At 65.6% G+C, this 18,422-nt stretch carries 16 protein-coding genes; all 16 read left to right on the top strand.

Going from position 1 to position 18,422, the window contains the following annotated elements:
* The first annotated feature begins 13 nt into the window (after positions 1-13).
* Positions 14-706, top strand: a complete 693-nt coding sequence (locus AC1D1F_RS19165; RefSeq protein WP_477700800.1) for a hypothetical protein — start codon at positions 14-16, stop codon at positions 704-706.
* Positions 600-1,799 carry an STAS domain-containing protein gene (locus AC1D1F_RS19160; protein WP_477700799.1) on the top strand — a complete coding sequence of 400 codons (1,200 nt, stop codon included), beginning with the start codon at positions 600-602 and terminating at the stop codon, positions 1,797-1,799. Before AC1D1F_RS19165 ends, AC1D1F_RS19160 begins: the two co-directional genes overlap by 107 nt.
* Before the next feature lie 475 nt (positions 1,800-2,274).
* Positions 2,275-2,703, top strand: coding sequence for a division/cell wall cluster transcriptional repressor MraZ (mraZ, locus tag AC1D1F_RS19155; RefSeq protein ID WP_477678277.1), 429 nt, complete (start codon positions 2,275-2,277; stop codon positions 2,701-2,703).
* Between the two features lie 9 nt (positions 2,704-2,712).
* The gene (rsmH, locus tag AC1D1F_RS19150; RefSeq protein ID WP_477696004.1) at positions 2,713-3,630 is read left to right on the top strand and encodes a 16S rRNA (cytosine(1402)-N(4))-methyltransferase RsmH; all 918 of its coding nucleotides are present in this window, start codon (positions 2,713-2,715) and stop codon (positions 3,628-3,630) included.
* A 16-nt stretch (positions 3,631-3,646) separates the two neighbouring features.
* Positions 3,647-3,955, top strand: coding sequence for a cell division protein FtsL (gene ftsL, locus AC1D1F_RS19145; RefSeq protein WP_477652975.1), 309 nt, complete (start codon positions 3,647-3,649; stop codon positions 3,953-3,955).
* A complete protein-coding gene (locus AC1D1F_RS19140) occupies positions 3,952-5,685 on the top strand; it encodes a peptidoglycan D,D-transpeptidase FtsI family protein (protein WP_477652976.1) in 1,734 nt (577 codons plus the stop codon). Before ftsL ends, AC1D1F_RS19140 begins: the two co-directional genes overlap by 4 nt.
* Complete coding sequence (locus AC1D1F_RS19135; protein WP_477696003.1) at positions 5,682-7,175, top strand: UDP-N-acetylmuramoyl-L-alanyl-D-glutamate--2,6-diaminopimelate ligase; 1,494 nt, start codon at positions 5,682-5,684, stop codon at positions 7,173-7,175. Before AC1D1F_RS19140 ends, AC1D1F_RS19135 begins: the two co-directional genes overlap by 4 nt.
* Complete coding sequence (locus AC1D1F_RS19130) at positions 7,172-8,587, top strand: UDP-N-acetylmuramoyl-tripeptide--D-alanyl-D-alanine ligase (RefSeq protein ID WP_477676495.1); 1,416 nt, start codon at positions 7,172-7,174, stop codon at positions 8,585-8,587. Before AC1D1F_RS19135 ends, AC1D1F_RS19130 begins: the two co-directional genes overlap by 4 nt.
* Positions 8,577-9,755, top strand: a complete 1,179-nt coding sequence (gene mraY, locus AC1D1F_RS19125; protein ID WP_477676494.1) for a phospho-N-acetylmuramoyl-pentapeptide-transferase — start codon at positions 8,577-8,579, stop codon at positions 9,753-9,755. Before AC1D1F_RS19130 ends, mraY begins: the two co-directional genes overlap by 11 nt.
* Positions 9,756-9,761: 6 nt before the next feature.
* Positions 9,762-11,582, top strand: a complete 1,821-nt coding sequence (gene murD, locus AC1D1F_RS19120) for a UDP-N-acetylmuramoyl-L-alanine--D-glutamate ligase (RefSeq protein WP_477696001.1) — start codon at positions 9,762-9,764, stop codon at positions 11,580-11,582.
* Positions 11,579-12,835, top strand: a complete 1,257-nt coding sequence (gene ftsW / locus AC1D1F_RS19115; RefSeq protein WP_477696000.1) for a putative lipid II flippase FtsW — start codon at positions 11,579-11,581, stop codon at positions 12,833-12,835. Before murD ends, ftsW begins: the two co-directional genes overlap by 4 nt.
* Positions 12,832-13,914: an undecaprenyldiphospho-muramoylpentapeptide beta-N-acetylglucosaminyltransferase gene (murG, locus tag AC1D1F_RS19110; protein WP_477676492.1), complete on the top strand. Its 1,083-nt coding sequence runs from the start codon at positions 12,832-12,834 to the stop codon at positions 13,912-13,914. Before ftsW ends, murG begins: the two co-directional genes overlap by 4 nt.
* Positions 13,911-15,344: a UDP-N-acetylmuramate--L-alanine ligase gene (murC, locus tag AC1D1F_RS19105; RefSeq protein WP_477676491.1), complete on the top strand. Its 1,434-nt coding sequence runs from the start codon at positions 13,911-13,913 to the stop codon at positions 15,342-15,344. Before murG ends, murC begins: the two co-directional genes overlap by 4 nt.
* Positions 15,341-16,318: a D-alanine--D-alanine ligase gene (locus AC1D1F_RS19100; protein WP_477676490.1), complete on the top strand. Its 978-nt coding sequence runs from the start codon at positions 15,341-15,343 to the stop codon at positions 16,316-16,318. The genes murC and AC1D1F_RS19100 overlap by 4 nt, the downstream gene beginning before the upstream one ends.
* A gap of 31 nt (positions 16,319-16,349) precedes the next feature.
* Positions 16,350-17,123, top strand: coding sequence for a cell division protein FtsQ/DivIB (locus AC1D1F_RS19095; protein ID WP_477653307.1), 774 nt, complete (start codon positions 16,350-16,352; stop codon positions 17,121-17,123).
* 4 nt (positions 17,124-17,127) lie between these two features.
* A complete protein-coding gene (gene ftsA / locus AC1D1F_RS19090; protein WP_436156423.1) occupies positions 17,128-18,357 on the top strand; it encodes a cell division protein FtsA in 1,230 nt (409 codons plus the stop codon).
* Positions 18,358-18,422 lie beyond the last annotated feature (65 nt).

The following is an 18,422-nucleotide window of genomic DNA, read 5'->3' as shown; positions in this document are numbered from 1 at the left end:
TAGTCGTCCTCCCATGTCCAAAGAAGATACCGCTTCAGGCCTGCTGTCCAAGATGGTGAAGTTCGTCCGGAATCCGGCCACGAACTGGGCCGACCTGGACGCGGCCCCCACGGACCGGGACGAAGCCATGAGCAAGCAGTTGCTCAAGGAAATGATAGAGCGCAAGCGGCAGAACGACTTCGTGCGCAAGCGCGAATTCGACATGCTGCGTAAGATGCGCAAGCGCGAAGCCATGGTCGGCGTCGGCCAGGATCCGGGCGGGCGGCCTTCGTTCTTCCAGAGCAGCATGCCGTCCAAGCCCGACGACAGGGCCACCACGCTCAAGAAGATCGACGAGATCGAAGCGCAGATGTCCATGCAGTGGTGGAAAACCAAGAATGGCGGTATCCCCGACAGCACGCCACCGCATGCCTCGCCTACGGGCGCCAGGAATCCCTCGGTCCAGGCGCCCCTGCTGGACAACGCATTGCCGACGGCCTACAGGGCCACGGCCCCGGCGGGCCTGAGCCATCCCCCGCGCGGAGGCGCGCGCSGGCGGCGCGCCGCCGGCCAAACCGCCCGCTCCGGCGATCAAACCGCCCGCTCCGGCGCCGGTGGGCTTGCCGGGCGGGCTGGCAGGCATCAGCCGCAGCGACGAAGGCGGCAGTTCCGGCTTTTCGCATTCCAAATTCAGCGCCGTCGATGTAGACGAAGGGGTCGAGCATGACGCCGAACTCGAAGAAGCGGCCATTCGCTTTGCCAACGGCGACGATGCCGGTGCCGAAGCCGGCCTGCTGGAAATCCTCGCCCCGAACGGTTCGCGCACCGGCCATGCGGACACCTGGCTGACGCTGTTCGACCTGTATCGCGCCACGGCCCAGCAGGACAAGTTTGAAACCGCCGCGATCCAGTTCGTCGAGCGCTTTGACCGGTCGGCGCCGCAGTGGTTCTCCATGCCCGACATGGTGAAAAAACTCAGTGAGCCTGCAAGCGGCAAAGCTGCCAACGGGCCCGCGGCCGACTGGGTATGCCCCTCGGTGCTGGGTATACAGACGGTGGCCGCGCTCAAGGCGGCCATGGCCAAGGCCCCGATGCCGTGGCGGCTGGACTGGAAAAACATCAAGTCCATTGAGGCCGCCGCGGTGGAGCCGCTGTACAAGGTTTTCAGCGGCTGGGCCGCCCAGCCCGTCCAGCTGCGTTTCATGGGCGATGCGCAGCTGCAGAAGGTATTGCAGGACGCCACGCCCTCGGGCAGCCGCGACACGGCCCAGAACTGGTGGCTTTTGCGCATGGAGGCGCTGCGCGTCACGCACCGCCCCGACGACTTTGAGCTGGCGGCGCTCGATTTCTGCGTCACCTATGAAGTTTCCCCTCCGGCCTGGGACAGCGCGCGCTGTGAATACAAGCCCATAGACGCCCAGGGCGGCGTTATGAGCGGCCAGGCCATCATCGGCGATGTCTACCGCGACTCGATGTCCTCCAGTCTCAGCTCCATCGAAGGCGACACCCAGATGGATGCGCCGAGCTCGCAGATGAGCAACCTGTTGTCGGTGGAACTGTCCGGCCAGGTGCAGGGCGATGCGATCGCCGTGCTCGACAAGCTCGAAGCCAAGCTGATGGGCGCCGACATGATGCTGATCTCCTGCTCCAAGCTGATCCGCGTGGATTTTTCCGCTGCGGGGACGCTGCTCAACTGGGTGTCGGCCCGCGAAGCCGAGAACCGCGCGGTGCAGTTCTCCGACGTCAACCGCCTCGTGGCCGCCTTCTTCAATGTGATCGGCATCACCGAGCACGCCAGGGTCATGGTGCGCGTCGACTGACGCGGACCGTGCCCACTTTGGCCCTGCGCAACGGGGCCATTTTCAATCGGTTTTTACCTCCCTCATTTCATCGGCCACCGGGTGCACCGCCGCCCGTGGCGCGCCGCTCGCGCCCGCCATCTGGCGCGTGTGCATGCTGTTGTTCCCTGTGCAAACTGGCTTGGTCGCTATGGTTTCTATAGCGAACCTCGCCGTCATGCTCGCGGCGCCAATGTGAGAAGAGGGAAATAGTCCCGCTTTTCACCTTGCCTTCACCGGCCGAGCACTGTTGCCTTAAAGCAATACTTTCATTGCATCGTCTAAGTGCTTAATTTAGAACGCTTTTTGATTTTCCCTTTTGCATCCACAGACGCTTCTAAGTCCTTGATTTCATTGAAAAAATTTGTTTCAAATCCCTTGTTTGCAAATGGTTTCCTGCTAAAGTGGGAGGAAGTGCAATTTAGTGGTGAAAAGTGTTCTCTAAAGGTTTTTAGCAGTGTTTCAAGGCGCCTCATCGTTAGCTCTCGATACCAAAGGTCGGCTCTCCGTGCCGACCCGGCATCGTGACGTGCTGAGCGCCACTGCTTCCGGCCAGCTCACCATCACCAAACACCCGCACGGCTGCCTCATGATTTTCCCTCGCAACGAGTGGGAAAAATTCCGTGACCGCATCGCCTCCCTGCCGATGCAGGCACAGTGGTGGAAACGCATTTTTCTCGGCAACGCCATGGACGTCGACATGGATGCCACCGGCCGCGTGCTGGTGTCGCCCGAACTGCGCGCGGCGGCGGGCATCGGCAAGGACACGGTGCTGCTCGGCATGGGCAGCTACTTCGAACTTTGGGATGCCGCCACCTACGCGGCCCAGGAAGCCGAACAGATGAAGGGCGAGATGCCCGATGTCTTCAGAGACTTTTCGTTCTGAAAGAAGACGGTGAACGGCACATGGATACACCGCACCGTCCTGTTGAACGAAGCCATAGAGGCGCTTCTTGTCAACCCGGACGGCCACTACGTCGACGCGACCTTCGGGCGCGGCGGGCACTCGCGGCTGTTGCTGTCGCGGCTCTCGCCCCAGGGGCGGCTCACCGCCTTCGACAAAGACCTCGACGCCATCGCCGAGGCGCAGACCATCACCGACCCGCGCTTTTCGATCCGCCACGAGGGTTTTATGCACCTGGGCCAGCTGCCCGCCGCCAGCGCGGCCGGCGTGCTGATGGACCTCGGCGTGAGCTCGCCGCAGATCGACAACCCGGTGCGCGGTTTTTCGTTTCGGCAGGAGGGGCCGCTCGACATGCGCATGGACACCACGCGTGGCCAGAGCGTGGCCGAGTGGCTGGTGGATGCATCCATAGAAACCATGGCGGAGGTGATTCGTGAATATGGCGAAGAACGGTTTGCTCAACAGATTGCAAAGGCGATTGATCGTCGCCGACAGGAACGGGGCCCTCTTCGAACCACCGCTGAGCTGGCCGAAGTCGTGGCTGGCGCGGTCAAAACCCGCGAGCCGGGCAAGGACCCTGCAACGCGCACATTTCAGGCTCTTCGGATTTTCATCAACGCCGAGCTTGAAGAGCTGCAACAGGCGCTAGCCGCGTCACTGAAAGTTCTCCAACCGGGAGGCCGTCTGGTGGTGATCAGTTTTCATTCGCTCGAAGACCGCATCGTCAAGCAGTTCATCGCCGCGCATTCGCGCGAGGTGTTCGACCGCCGCGCCCCTTTTGCCGAACCCAAGGCCATGCAGCTCAAGGCTCTCGGCCGCACCAAACCCAGCGAAGAGGAAGTCGACGGCAATCCGCGCTCGCGCAGCGCCGTGATGCGCGTTGCCGAACGCACAGAGGTGGCCGCATGAATGCCGGAGCTCAGTCATGGCGCGCTTGAACCTCGTGCTGCTTCTTGCTGTGCTGGCCAGCGCGCTTTACCTCGTGCGCACCCAGTACGAGTCGCGCCGCCTCTATGTCGAGCTTGAGAAGGCGACGGCCGAGGCGCGCAAAATCGAAATGGACAACGAGCGCCTGCAGGTGGAAAAGCGCGCGCAGGCCACGCCCCTGAAGGTCGAGAAGCTGGCCAAGGAAAAGCTGCAGATGCGTACGGTGACGCCCGCCATCACGCAGTACGTGACTCACAAGGACGCCCCGGCCGCACCGGCTTCCGCGGCTGAAGGCGCCAGGCCATGAGCCGCAGCGTTCTTTATTCGTCCAGCCCCCTGCTGGCTAGCAAGACACCTGTCTGGCGCAGCAAATTCATCGTGGCCGGCATCGCGCTGGCCTTTGCGGGGCTGGCCGGCCGGGCGGCCTATATCCAGATTTTCGGCAATGAATTTTTCCAGCGCCAGGGCGAGGTGCGCTTTGCCCGCACGCTTGAGCTGCCCGCCAACCGCGGCCGCATCCTGGACCGCAACGGCCTGATCCTCGCGTCCAGCGTGCCGGCCTCCAGCATCTGGGCCATTCCCGAAGACGTCGAAGCCAGCAAGCCACAACTGGCCGAACTGGCCTTGCTGCTGGAAATGCCGCTGGCCGAGCTCAGCAAGAAACTGGGTGACGAGGACAAGACTTTTGTCTGGCTCAAGCGCCAGGTCGACGAGCCGGTGGCGAAAAGAATCCACGCCATGGGCATCAAGGGTATTTACCAGCGCAAGGAATACAAGCGCCAATACCCCGAAGGCGAAACCGTGGCCCACGTGGTCGGCTTCACCAACGTCGAGGACCGCGGCCAGGAGGGCATTGAGCTGGCCTTCAACAAGGACCTGGCGGGCAAGGCCGGTTCGCGCCGCGTTATCAAGGACCGCCTGGGCCGTGTCGTCGAGGATGTCGGCGAGCAGATGCCGCCCGTCGAAGGCAAGGACATCCAGCTGAGCATAGACAGCAAGGTGCAGTTTTTCGCCTACCAGAAGCTGCGCGACGCGGTCATCGCGCGCAAGGCCAAGGCCGGCAGCGTCGTCGTGCTGGATTCCACCACCGGCGAGGTGCTGGCGCTGGCGAACTATCCCAGCTACGTGCCCGACAGGCGGAAAAACCTGACCGGCGAGCAGTTGCGCAACCGCGCCCTCACCGATACCTTCGAGCCCGGCTCCACGATGAAACCGATCACGGTCGCCATGGCGCTCGAAGCCGGGCGCATCAAGCCGCAGACCATCATTGAAACCGGGCCCGGCCGCTACAGCATCGGCGGCTTTACCATCAGCGACACCCACAACTACGGCACGCTGACGGTGGAAGGCGTGATCCAGAAGTCCAGCAACGTCGGCGCGCTGAAGATCGCGCAAAAGATGAGCGCGCAGGAAATGTGGGACACCTACATGGCGCTGGGCTACGGGCAAAAACCGCAGATACAGTTTCCCGGCGCCGTCACGGGGCGTGTGCGGCCCTGGAAAACCTGGCGCCCCGTCGAGCAGGCGACGATGGCCTATGGCTACGGGCTGTCGGCCTCGCTGTTCCAGATGGCGCACTCCTACACCGCCTTCGCGCACGACGGCCAGATCATTCCCGTCACCATGCTCAAAAGCAGCGAACCTGCCGTGGGCGTCAAGGTTTTTTCCGCGGAGAACGCGCATGCCGTCCGCCGCATGCTGCAGATGGCCGCCGCTCCCGGCGGTACGGGCCCGCTGGCGCAAACCGTGGGCTATTCGGTGGGCGGCAAGTCCGGCACGGCGCACAAGCAGGTCGGAAAAGGGTACGCCACCAACAAATACCGCGCCTGGTTTACGGGCATGGCGCCCATCGAGGCTCCGCGCATCATCGTCGGCGTGATGATCGACGAGCCCGGCGACGGCAACTACTTCGGCGGCGTGGCCGCCGCGCCTGTTTTCAGCGAGGTCGTGCAGCAGACGCTGCGCATGATGGGCGTGCAGCCCGACATGAGCGTCAAACCGCAGATCACCACCCAGGCCGTGGAGGAGTCGTTTTGAGCACGCAGCTCCATACCCCTGAACAAGCGGCCGGCTGGTTGCGCGAACGCGTGAGCGGCAGCCTGCGCACGGATAGCCGCAGGCTGGCCCCGGGCGATGGCTTTATCGCCTGGCCCGGCGCCGCGACCGATGGGCGCAAGTTTGTGGGCGGCGCCCTGGATGCGGGCGCCACGGCCTGCCTGGTCGAACAGGAAGGCGCGGCCGCCTATGCTTTTGAGGACGGCAAAGTCGCCGAATACGCCGGCCTCAAGGCTGCGACCGGCCCCATCGCCGCCGTCTATTTCAAGGAACCGAGCCGGCAATTGCGGATTTCCGCCGTCACCGGCACCAACGGCAAAACCTCGACAGCCTGGTGGCTGGCGCAGGCCCTGGGCCGGCTGGGGCGCAAATGCGGCCTCATCGGCACGCTGGGCATTGGCGAGCCGGGCGCCATGGTCTCTAACGGCCTGACCACGCCCGACCCGGTGCTGCTGCAGCAGGAGCTGCGGCGCTTCGCCGACGAGGGCTTTGTCGCCTGCGCACTGGAAGCCTCCTCCATCGGCGTGGTCGAGCACCGCCTGGACGCGACCGCCATCGAGGTCGCCATTTTCACCAATTTCACGCAGGACCATCTCGACTACCACGCGTCGATGCAGGCCTACTGGGAGGCCAAGGCCGCGCTGTTCGGCTGGCCGGGGCTGAAGGCGGCGGTCATCAACATCGACGACGCCAAAGGCGCCGAACTCAAGGACTCCCTTGCCGGCAGCGGCCTGGATGTCTGGACCGTCTCCTGCGTGGAACCGGCGCGCCTGCAGGCGCGCAACATCGAACACGGCACCGATGCGCTGAGTTTTGAAGTGGCCGAGGGCGCCGAAAGCCACACGCTGGCCGCCCGGCTGGTGGGCCAGTACAACGTGTCCAACCTCCTCGGCGTGCTGGGGGCCCTGCGTGCCATGGGTGTGCCGTTGGCCGATGCGGTGAAGGCCTGCACCGGCCTGCTGCCCGTGCCCGGCCGCACCGAGACCCTGGCCGTGCCGGGCCGGCCGCTGGTGGTCATCGATTACGCCCACACGCCCGATGCCCTCGAGAAAGTGCTGCTCGCCCTGCGGCCGGCCGCGGCGCACCGCGGCGGCCAGCTATGGTGCGTGTTCGGTTGCGGCGGTGACCGCGATGCGACCAAGCGCCCATTGATGGCGGCAGTCGCTGAAAAGAACGCCGACCAGGTGGTGGTCACCAGCGACAACCCGCGCAGCGAAAACCCGCTGGCCATCATTTGCCAGGTGTTGCTGGGCCTGAGCCACCGCGATGCCGTGCACGTGCAGGCGGACAGGGCTGCCGCCATCACGCACGCCCTGAGCCTGGCCGGTCCCGAAGACGTGGTGTTGCTGGCCGGCAAAGGCCACGAGAGTTTCCAAGAAGTGGGCGGCGCCAAGCTTCCCTTCTCCGACCGCGAACATGCGCAGGCGGCGCTCGATGCCTTGGCCGCACCCCGGCAAGGAGCGCAATCATGATGCGCCTGCAACAAGCCCTCGATTGGCTGCCCGACGCCCGCCTCGTGGGTGACGGCGGCGTGCAGGCCCTGCGCGTCAACACCGACACGCGCAGCCTGCAGGCCGGCGACCTGTTCGTGGCGCTCAAGGGCGAGCGTTTCGACGCTCACGATTTCCTCGCGCAAGCCAAGGCGCAAGGCGCGGTCGCGGCGATTGCTCACCACGGGCTGGCGCAAGCCGGCCTGCCGGGGCTGGAAGTGGCCGACACGCGCCTGGCGCTGGGGCGGCTGGCGGCAGGCTGGCGTTCGCAGTTCCGCCTGCCGCTGGTGGCGGTCACGGGCAGCAACGGAAAAACCACCGTCACGCAGATGATCGCCTCGATTTTGCATGCCTGGAAGGCCGACAAGGCCTTTGCCACCGAAGGCAACCTCAACAACGACATCGGCGTGCCGCTCACGCTGCTGCGCCTGTCGGCCGCGCATGAAGTGGGTGTGGTCGAACTCGGCATGAACCACCCCGGCGAGATCGCCTACCTGGCCGAACTCACAATGCCCACCGTCGCGCTGGTCAACAACGCGCAGCGCGAGCACCTCGAATTCATGGCCACGGTGGAAGCGGTGGCGTGCGAAAACGGCTCGGTGTTCGCGTCGCTGGATGCGGCCGGCACGGCGGTCTTTCCGGCCGACGACGACTACACCCCGCTGTGGCGCGAGCTGGTCGGCAAGCGCAAGGTGCTGACCTTCGCGCTCTCGGGTGCCGCCGACGTCACCGGCACCGCGCAATGGGAGGGTGGCTGCTGGAAGGTGGCCGCATCCACCCCGGCGGGCAGCACCGATTTCTCGCTGCACATCGCCGGCCGGCACAACGTCAAGAACGCCCTGGCCGCCGCCGCCTGCGCGCTGGCGGCGGGTGTGCCCCTGGCCGCTATTTCCGCGGGCCTCTCGGGTTTTGTGCCGGTCAAGGGCCGCTCCCGCGCCATCGCCGTGGCCTTGCCGGGCCGGGTGTTGACGCTGGTCGACGACAGCTACAACGCCAACCCCGATTCCATGCGCGCCGCGCTGGAGGTCCTCGCCGAACTGCCCGGCCCGCGCCTGATGGTGATGGGTGACATGGGCGAGGTCGGCGACCAAGGGCCGCAGTTCCACGACGAGGCCGGGCGCCATGCGCGCGCGCTGGGCATTGAAAAACTTTTCACGCTGGGCGAGCAGTCCAGGCAGGCCGCGGCCGGTTTCGGCGGCGCGCAAATTTTCGGCGGCATGGACGAACTCGCCGCCGCCGTGCTGGCGGAGCTGCCCCACACCGGCAGCGTGCTGGTCAAAGGTTCCCGCTTCATGAAGATGGAACGTGTGGTCCAGGCCATCACGGCCCATGCACAAGATCAAGATCAAGCTCAACACAAGCAAAACCATAAGGAAGAGCCCCATGCTGCTTAGTCTGGCCCAGTGGCTCCAGTCACTTTCCCCCGAGTTCGGGTTCTTCAGGGTGTTCCAGTACCTGACCTTCCGCGCCGTCATGGCCGCGCTCACCGCGCTGCTGATCGGCCTGCTGGCCGGGCCCTTTGTGATCCGGCGGCTCATCTCGCTCAAGATCGGCCAGCCCATCCGTCAATACGCCATGCAGACGCACTTGAGCAAGAGTGGCACGCCCACCATGGGCGGTGTGCTGATCCTGCTGGCCATCGGCATCTCCACGCTGCTGTGGTTCGACCTGTCCAACCGCTTTGTCTGGATCGTCCTCATCGTCACGCTGGGCTTCGGCGCCATCGGCTGGGCCGACGACTGGCGAAAAGTGGTGCTCAAGGACCCGGAAGGCATGCGCTCGCGCGAGAAATACCTCTGGCAGTCCCTCATCGGCCTGGTCGCGGCGCTGTACCTGGTGTTCAGCATTTCCGAGAGCTCCAACCTGCGCGTGCTCGAGCTGTTCTTCAGCTGGGTGCAGTCGGGCTTTGACGTGAACCTGCCGCCCAAGGCCGGCCTGCTGGTGCCTTTCGTCAAGGAGGTCAGCTACCCGCTGGGTGTTTTCGGGTTTGTGATCCTGACCTACCTCGTGATCGTCGGCTCCAGCAATGCCGTCAACCTGACCGACGGCCTGGACGGCCTGGCCATCATGCCGGTGGTCATGGTGGGCTCCGCGCTGGGCGTCTTCGCTTATGTCACCGGCAGCTCGGTCTATTCCAAGTACCTGCTTTTCCCGCACATCCCCGGCTCGGGCGAACTGCTGATCTTCTGCTCGGCCATGGCCGGCGCTGGCCTGGCCTTCCTGTGGTTCAACACACACCCGGCCCAGGTCTTCATGGGCGACGTGGGCGCGCTGGCGCTGGGCGCCGCGCTGGGCACCATCGCCGTCATCGTGCGCCAGGAAATCGTGCTGGCCATCATGGGCGGCATCTTCGTGGTCGAAGCGCTTTCCGTGATGATGCAGGTGACCTGGTTCAAGTACACCAAGAAGCGCTATGGCGAAGGCCGCCGCATCCTCAAGATGGCGCCGCTGCACCATCACTTCGAGAAAAGCGGCTGGAAAGAAACGCAGGTGGTCGTCCGTTTCTGGATCATCACCATGCTGCTGTGCCTCGTCGGCCTCTCCACCTTGAAGCTCAGGTAAACAGGCATGCGGCATTTACAAGACCAAACCGTGTTGATCCTGGGCCTGGGCGCGTCCGGCCTGGCCATGGCGCGCTGGTGCGCCCGCCATGGAGCGCATGTGACGGTTGCCGACACGCGCGAAGCACCGCCCCTGCTCGCCACGCTGCGCGAGGAACTGCCGGGCGTCACCTTTGTCGGCGGTGCGTTCACGCCGGAGCTGGTGCAAGGCACGGCCGTGCGCGCCGTCTACCGTTCGCCCGGCCTGGCGCCGGCCACCATCGCCCCCGTGGCCGATGCGGCGCGTGCCATGGGCTTGCCTGTAGGCGGTGAGCTGGACCTGTTTGCGCGGGCTTTGGCGGATTTGCGCGAGCCGCCGGCTGCCGAAGCGGGCGAGGCACTCGCCGAAGCGACTGCATCCCCCGAGGCGCCGAGCGAGACGGCTTTGCCCGGTGCACTTGATGCCTCTGATGCGCCTGACGACACCGATACGGTTGATGAAAGCGTTGTGGTTCCTGATGCTTCCGATGTGTCTGATGCACCTGAAGGCGAAGCCGCCCTGGCGGCCCATGCCTCCGGCGATATTCACGAAGCAGCCGCAGCGGTCGTCCCGGACACCGCGCCTGTGTCCGACGAAGGCAGTGAAGAATCGGCGCTGCCCGCCTTGCTGGCGCTGGCCCAGGCCGAACCCGAGCCAGGCTACCGGCCGGCAGTGCTGGCCATCACGGGCACCAACGGCAAGACCACGGTGACCTCGCTGCTGGGCCAGCTGGTGCAGCGCGCGGGCAAAACCGTGGCGGTGGCCGGCAACATAGGCCCGACACTGCTGGACACGCTGTCGGCCCACATGGATGCGCAAACCCTGCCGCAGGTCTGGGTACTGGAACTGTCCAGCTTCCAGCTGGCCGACGTGCAGGGCTTCGAACCGACCGCCGCCGTGGTGCTCAACATCACGCAGGACCACCTTGACTGGCACGGCGACATGGACGCCTACACCGCGGCCAAGGCCAGGGTGTTCGGCGCCGGCACCTTCATGCTGCTCAACCGCGACGACGCGCGCGTGATGGCCATGCTGCCGCCGCCCGTCAAGGTGCGCCTGAAGCCGCCGCAACTGCGTCCCCACGCCACCTTCGGCGCCGGCGAGCCGCAGCGCCCCGGCGACTACGGCATTGAGACCGTCAACGGCATGACCTGGCTGGTGCGCGCGGCCGAGGCCGACGAAACCATCAAGCGCCGCAAGGACGAAGAAGTGGAGCTGCACGTGCAGCGCCTGATGCCTATCGAGGCCTTGCGCATACGCGGGCGCCACAACGCCACCAACGCCCTGGCGGCGCTGGGCCTGGCCGTGGCCGCGGGCTGCACCCTGGCGCCCATGCTGCACGGCCTGCGCGAATACCGCGGCGAGCCGCACCGCGTGGAGTCGGTGGCCGTCGTCAAGGACGTCGAGTACTTCGACGACAGCAAGGGCACCAACGTGGGCGCCACCGTGGCGGCGCTCACGGGCCTGGGCCTGGAGCGCAAGCTGGTGCTGATCCTGGGCGGCGAAGGTAAAGGGCAGGATTTTTCGCCGCTGGCCGATCCCGTGCTGCGCCATGTGCGGGCCGTGGTGCTGATAGGGCGCGACGCGCCCCTCATCAAAGAGGTCCTGCCGCGCAATATCCCGATGTTTGACGCCGCCTCCATGGAAGAGGCCGTCACCCTGGCGGCGCAGCAGGCCCAGACCGGCGACGCCGTGCTGATGTCACCGGCCTGCGCCAGCTTCGACATGTTCGACAACTACGAGCACCGCGCCCGCGTCTTTTGCGAAGCGGTGCAGGCCTTGGCCCGCGACCAGGGGGAGGTGCTGTGACGGTTGCCGCGCGTCTTTCAGGCTGGTTCTCCGGCTTCGGCAAGGCCGCGGCCGATGTGCTGCCTGTCCGCCTGGGCGGGCAGAGCCTGTCGCGCACGCTGGCGGCGCCGCCCGTGCGCATGGCCGGGTTTGACCAGGCGCTGCTCTGGGTCACGGTGGCCTTGCTGATGTGGGGCCTGGTCATGGTGTATTCGGCCTCCGTGGCCATGCCCGACAACCCCAAGTTCGCGCGTTATGCCCACACCCATTTTGTGACGCGCCACGTACTGTCGCTGGTCGTCGCCTTCATCGTCGCCGTGCTGGCCTTCCAGGTGCCGCTTGCGACCTGGGAAAAGCTCGCGCCCTGGCTGTTCGTCATTTCACTGCTGCTGCTGATCCTGGTGCTGGTGCCCTTCATCGGCAAAGGCGTCAACGGCGCCCGCCGCTGGATTTCCATAGGCATCATGAACTTCCAGCCCTCGGAACTCGCGAAGTTCGCGGTGCTGCTGTACGCGGCCGACTACATGGTGCGCAAGATGGAAGTCAAGGAGCGCTTCTTCCGCGCCGTGATGCCCATGGCGGTCGCTATCGCCATCGTCGGCCTGCTGCTGCTGGCAGAGCCCGACATGGGCGCTTTCATGGTGATCTCCGTTATCGCCATGGGCATACTTTTCCTGGGCGGCGTCAATGCGCGCATGTTCTTCGTCATCGCGGCCGTGGTGGTGGTCGCCTTCAGCCTGATGGTGATGCTCAGCGAATGGCGGCGCGAGCGGATTTTTGCCTACCTGGATCCCTGGAGCGACAAATATTCCATGGGCAAGGGCTACCAGCTTTCGCACTCGCTGATCGCCTTCGGCCGCGGCGAGATCTTCGGCGTTGGCCTGGGCGGCAGCATCGAAAAACTGCACTGGCTGCCTGAGGCGCACACCGACTTCCTGATGGCCGTGATCGGTGAGGAGTTTGGCTTGGCTGGAGTGCTGACCGTGATCGGCCTCTTCATGTGGATGACGCGCCGCATCATGCACATTGGCCGCCAGTCCATCGCGCTGGACCGCCTCTTCGCCGGCCTGGTCGCTCAGGGCGTGGGCATCTGGATAGGTTTCCAGACCTTCATCAACATCGGCGTGAACCTGGGCGCCTTGCCGACCAAGGGGCTGACCTTGCCGCTGATGAGTTATGGCGGCTCGGCGATTTTGATGAATTTGATTTCGCTGGCGGTTGTGCTGAGGATTGATTACGAGAATCGATCGCTCATGCGGGGAGGGCGCGCATGAGCAAGCAGCACTGCGCCCTGGTCATGGCTGGTGGAACCGGCGGCCACATCTTCCCGGGCCTGGCCGTGGCCGAGGCCCTGCGCGAGCGCGGCTGGCGTGTGCACTGGCTGGGCGGCCTGGGCAGCGCGAGCCGTCCCAGCATGGAAAGCCAGCTGGTACCGCCGCGCGGCTTCGCTTTCGAGCACATCGATTTTTCCGGCGTGCGCGGCAAGGGCCCGGCCACGCTGGTGTTCCTGCCATTGCGCCTGCTCAAGGCCTTCTGGCAAAGCATCCAGGTGGTGCGCCGCGTCAAGCCCGACGTGGTCGTCGGCCTGGGCGGCTACATCAGCTTTCCGGCCGGCATGATGAGCGTGCTGCTGGGCAAGCCGCTGGTGCTGCATGAGCAGAACTCTGTCGCGGGTATGGTCAACAAGGTGCTGGCCGGTGTGGCCGACCGTGTCTTCACCGCCTTCCCCGACGTGTTCCGCAAAGGCGAATGGATAGGCAATCCGCTGCGCCCGGCCTTCACGCGCCAGCCCGGCCCGGTTGAGCGGTTTGCCGACCGCGGCGGGCCGCTCAAGCTGCTGGTGGTGGGCGGCAGCCTGGGCGCGCGTGGGCTCAATGACATCGTGCCCAAGGCGCTGGCGCTGATTCCCGCCGGCGAGCGCCCGCAGGTCAGGCACCAGAGCGGCGCCCAGCAGATCGACGCGCTGCGCGCCAACTATGCGGCCGCCGGCGTGCAGGCCGAACTCACGCCCTTTATTGAAGACACCGCGCAGGCCTTTGCCGATGCCGACCTCATCATCTGCCGCGCCGGCGCCAGCACCGTGACTGAGATCGCGGCGGTCGGCGCCGCGGCGATCTTCGTGCCTTTCCCGGCCGCCGTCGACGACCACCAGACCAGCAATGCGAAATTCCTGGTGGACCAGGGCGGCGGCTGGTTGATCCAGCAGCGCGATCTCAGCGCTGAGAAGCTGGCCAACATTCTGAAAACCACCACGCGCTACACCCTGCTGGAGCGCGCCCTGCAGGCCAAGACCATGCAAAAAACCGATGCCACCGCACGCGTGGTGGCCGCCTGCGAGGAGCTGGCGACATGAAACACGCTATAAAAAATATCCATTTCATCGGCCTGGGTGGCGCCGGCATGTCCGGCATTGCCGAGGTGCTGCACAACCTCGGTTACGCGATTTCGGGTTCCGACCTGTCGGACAGCGCCACGCTGCAGCGCCTGGCAAAGCTCGGCATCAAGACCTTTGTCGGCCATGCGGCGGGCAACCTGGCCAAAGTCGACGCGGTGGTGACCTCCACCGCGGTGCAGGCCGACAACCCCGAGGTGCTGGCCGCCCGGGAGAAACGCATTCCCGTGGTGCCGCGCGCGCTGATGCTGGCCGAACTGATGCGCCTCAAGCAGGGAATCGCCATCGCCGGGACGCACGGCAAGACCACTACCACCAGCCTGGTGGCCAGCGTGCTGGCCGAAGGCGGCCTGGACCCGACCTTCGTGATCGGCGGCCGGCTGAACAGCGCGGGCGCCAATGCCAAGCTCGGCTCGGGCGACTACATCGTGGTCGAGGCCGACGAGTCCGACGCTTCCTTCCTGAACCTGCTGCCCGTGATGGCCGTCGTCACCAACATCGACGCCGACCACATGGAAACCTACGGCCATGATTTCGGCAACCTCAAGAAGGCCTTTGTCGACTTCCTGCACCGCATGCCGTTTTACGGCACGGCGATCCTGTGCACCGACGATCCGGCCGTGCGCGACATCGTGCCGCAGGTCTCCTGCCCCATCACCAGCTACGGTTTCGGCGAGGACGCGCAGGTGCGCGCCGTCAACGTGCGGCCGGTGGGCGCGCAAATGCATTTCACGGCGCAGCGGCGCAACGGCGTCACCCTGCCCGACCTGGAAGTGGTGCTCAACCTGGCCGGCGAGCACAACGTGCTCAACGCCCTGTCGGCGATTGCCATCGCGGTCGAACTCAACGTGCCCGACGCCGCGGTGCAAAAAGCCCTGGCCGATTTCCGCGGCGTGGGCCGGCGTTTCCAGAGCTATGGCGACATGCCGGCCAAGGATGGCGGGCATTTCACCCTGATCGAGGACTACGGCCACCACCCGGTCGAGATGGCCGCGACGCTGGCCGCCGCGCGTGGCGCCTTTCCGGGCCGGCGCCTGGTACTGGCCTTCCAGCCGCACCGCTACACCCGCACACGCGACTGCTTTGAGGATTTCGTCAAGGTCATAGGCCAGGCTGATGCCGTGCTGCTGTCCGAGGTCTACGCCGCGGGCGAGCCGCCCATCGTGGCTGCCGACGGCCGTTCGCTGGCGCGCGCGCTGCGCGTGGCCGGCAAGCTCGAACCCGTCTTCGTCGACGAGATCGAGGCCATGCCGCAGGCAATTGTGGACAACGCATTGGGCGGCGACGTCGTGATGTGCATGGGTGCCGGCTCCATAGGCCAGGTGCCCGCCCGGGTGGTCGAGATGCTGGAACAGGTAGGACACCCCAAGACCGCAGGAGCCCCGGCATGAAGCAGAACGAAAACATCTCCCAATTCGGCAAGGTCGCCGTCCTGATGGGCGGCATGTCGGCCGAGCGCGAAGTCTCGCTGATGTCGGGCAGCGGCGTGCTCAAGGCCCTGCGCTCGCGCGGTGTGGATGCCCATGCCTTCGACCCGGCCGAGCGCGACCTTTCCCAGCTCAGGAAAGACGGCTTTGCGCGCTGCTTCATCGCGCTGCACGGCCGCTTCGGCGAAGACGGCACGGTGCAGGGCGCGCTGGAGCTGCTGGGCATTCCCTACACCGGCTCTGGCGTCATGGCTTCCAGCATGGCCATCGACAAGGTCATGACCAAACGCGTGATGATCTCCGAGGGGCTGCCGACGCCCCAGTACCGTTTGCTGCGCCGCGGCGCCTACGGCGCGGCCGACATCGCCGCCGTGCCCGACGCGCTGGGCCTGCCGCTGATCGTCAAGCCCGCGCGCGAGGGTTCTTCCATTGGCCTCACCAAGGTCACCAGCCGGGAGGGCATGGCCGAGGCGGTGGCACAGGCTGAAAAGCTCGATGCCGACGTGCTCTGCGAGCAGTTCATCAGCGGCGACGAGGTGACCTGCCCGGTGCTGGGAACCGGCGCCGGCGCGCACGCGCTTCCGGTGATCCGTATCGTCGCGCCCGACGGCAACTACGACTACCAGAACAAATACTTCACCGACACCACGCAATACCTGGTGCCCTGCGGGCTTCCCGAAGGCGAAGAAGCCGTCATCCAGCAGCTGGTGCTGGACGCCTTCCGCATCCTCAACTGCCGCGGCTGGGCGCGCGCCGACGTGATGATCGACAAGGCCACGCGCAAGCCCTACCTGCTGGAAATCAACACCTCGCCCGGCATGACGGGCCACTCGCTGGTGCCCATGTCCGCGCGCGCGGCCGGCATCTCCTACGAAGACCTGTGCGTCGAAGTGCTCAAGACCGCCACGCTGGACCACCAGAAACAGGGGGAGGGGTAATTTGAACCGCAGAACGCCCAAACCCATCGCCATGCCGCTGGACGTCAAGCTCATGAACACCTTCTCGGTGGTCCTGGGCCTGGCGTTTGCCGCCATGGTCGTGGCGCTGGGCGTCGCCTGGGTGTTGCGCCAGTCGCTGTTCAGCCTGAGCGCGATCCGCGTGCAGGGCGACCTGATACACAACAACGCGGTCACGCTGCGCGCCAACGTGGCGCCCCGGCTGGCCGGCAATTTTTTCACGGTGGACCTGGCCGCCACGCGCGCGGTGTTCGAGTCCGTGCCCTGGGTGCGGCGGGCGCTGGTGCAGCGCGAGTTCCCGAACCGCCTCAAGGTAGTGCTGCAGGAACACAAGCCGGTGGCCTTCTGGGGCGCCGAAAGCGACGCGCGCCTGGTCAACAACTTTGGCGAGGTGTTCGAAGCCAACCAGGGCGAGGTCGAGGCGGAAGTCCTGCCGGTGCTGAACGGCCCGCAAGGCCAGGCGCCGCTGGTGCTGCAGGCCTACCAGGTGCTTTCGCCGCTGTTTGATGAGACGGATGCCTCGCTGGAACAGCTGCAACTGAGCGGCCAGGGCAGCTGGCGCGCCCAGCTCGACAACGGCGCCGTGATCGAACTCGGCCACGGGTCGCCGCAGGAGATCGAGGCGCGCACGCGCCTTTTTCTCGCCACGGTGACGCAGGTGTCGTCGCGCTACGGACGGGACCTGGAGTCCGCCGACCTGCGCTACGGCAACGGTTATGCGATCAGGCTCAGGGGTGTCACCACGGGAAACCCCGCTGACAAAGACGACGGAAAGAAAAAAAGGTAAACATATGGCCAAGGAATACAAGGATCTCGTGGTTGGGCTGGATATCGGCACCAGCAAGGTCATGGCCGTGGTGGCCGAGGTCATGCCGGGCGGCGAGCTCAAGCTCGCGGGCCTGGGCATCGCGGCGAGCAACGGCCTCAAGCGCGGCGTGGTGGTCAACATCGACGCCACGGTGCAGAGCATCCAGCAGGCCTTGAAGGAGGCCGAATTGATGGCCGACTGCAAGATCGCCCGCGTCTACACCGGCATCACCGGCAGCCACATACGCGGCATCAATTCCAGCGGCATGGTGGCGGTCAAGGACAAGGAAGTCACGCAAGCCGACGTGGCGCGCGTGATCGAAACCGCCAAGGCCATCAACATCTCGACCGACCAGCGCCTGCTGCTGGTCGAGCCGCAGGAGTTCGTCATCGACGGCCAGGACGTGCGCGAGCCCATAGGCATGAGCGGCATACGCCTGGAGGCCAAGGTGCACATCGTGACCGGCGCGCAGAGCGCGGCCGAGAACATCATCAAGTGCGTGCGGCGCTGCGGGCTGGAAGTCGACCAGCTGATGCTCAACCCGCTGGCCTCCAGCCTGGCGGTGCTCACGCAGGACGAGCAGGAGCTCGGCGTGGCGCTGGTCGACATAGGCGCGGGCACCACCGACGTCGCCATCTTCACCGGCGGCGCCATCCGGCACACCGCGGTGATCCCGATCGCCGGCGACCTGATCACCAGCGACATCGCCATGGCGCTGCGCACGCCCACCAAGGACGCCGAAGACATCAAGGTCGAAAGCGGTTATGCCAAGCAGTTGCTGGCCGACCCGGACCAGCAGGTGGAGGTTCCCGGCCTGGGCGACCGCGGGCCGCGCATGCTGAGCAAACAGGCACTGGCCGGCGTGATCGAGCCGCGCATCGAAGAGATTTTTTCACTGGTACAGCAGGTGATACGCGAGTCGGGTTATGAAGAGGTGCTGTCGTCCGGCATCGTCATCACCGGCGGCAGCGCCGTCATGCCCGGCATGGTGGAGCTCGGCGAGGACATTTTCCTCAAGCCGGTGCGGCGCGGCATACCCCGCTACTCCAGCGCGCTGTCCGACATGGTGGCCCAGGCCCGGGCCGCCACCGTGATGGGCTTGCTCGAAGAGGCCCGGCTGGCCCGCATGCGCGGCTACAAGGTGTCGCAGAAGGCGGGCAGCGTGCACAACGCATTCGGCAAGGTCAAAGACTGGTTTGTGGGGAATTTCTGACCATGAAAACCTATTCCACTTTTATCGGCAGGCCCTCGCGTTGTATGCATTCGGGCGGGGCGGAT

The sequence above is a fragment of the Polaromonas sp. P1_H6 genome, assembly GCF_056405195.1.
This window is presented reverse-complemented; position numbering and strand designations above follow the sequence as displayed.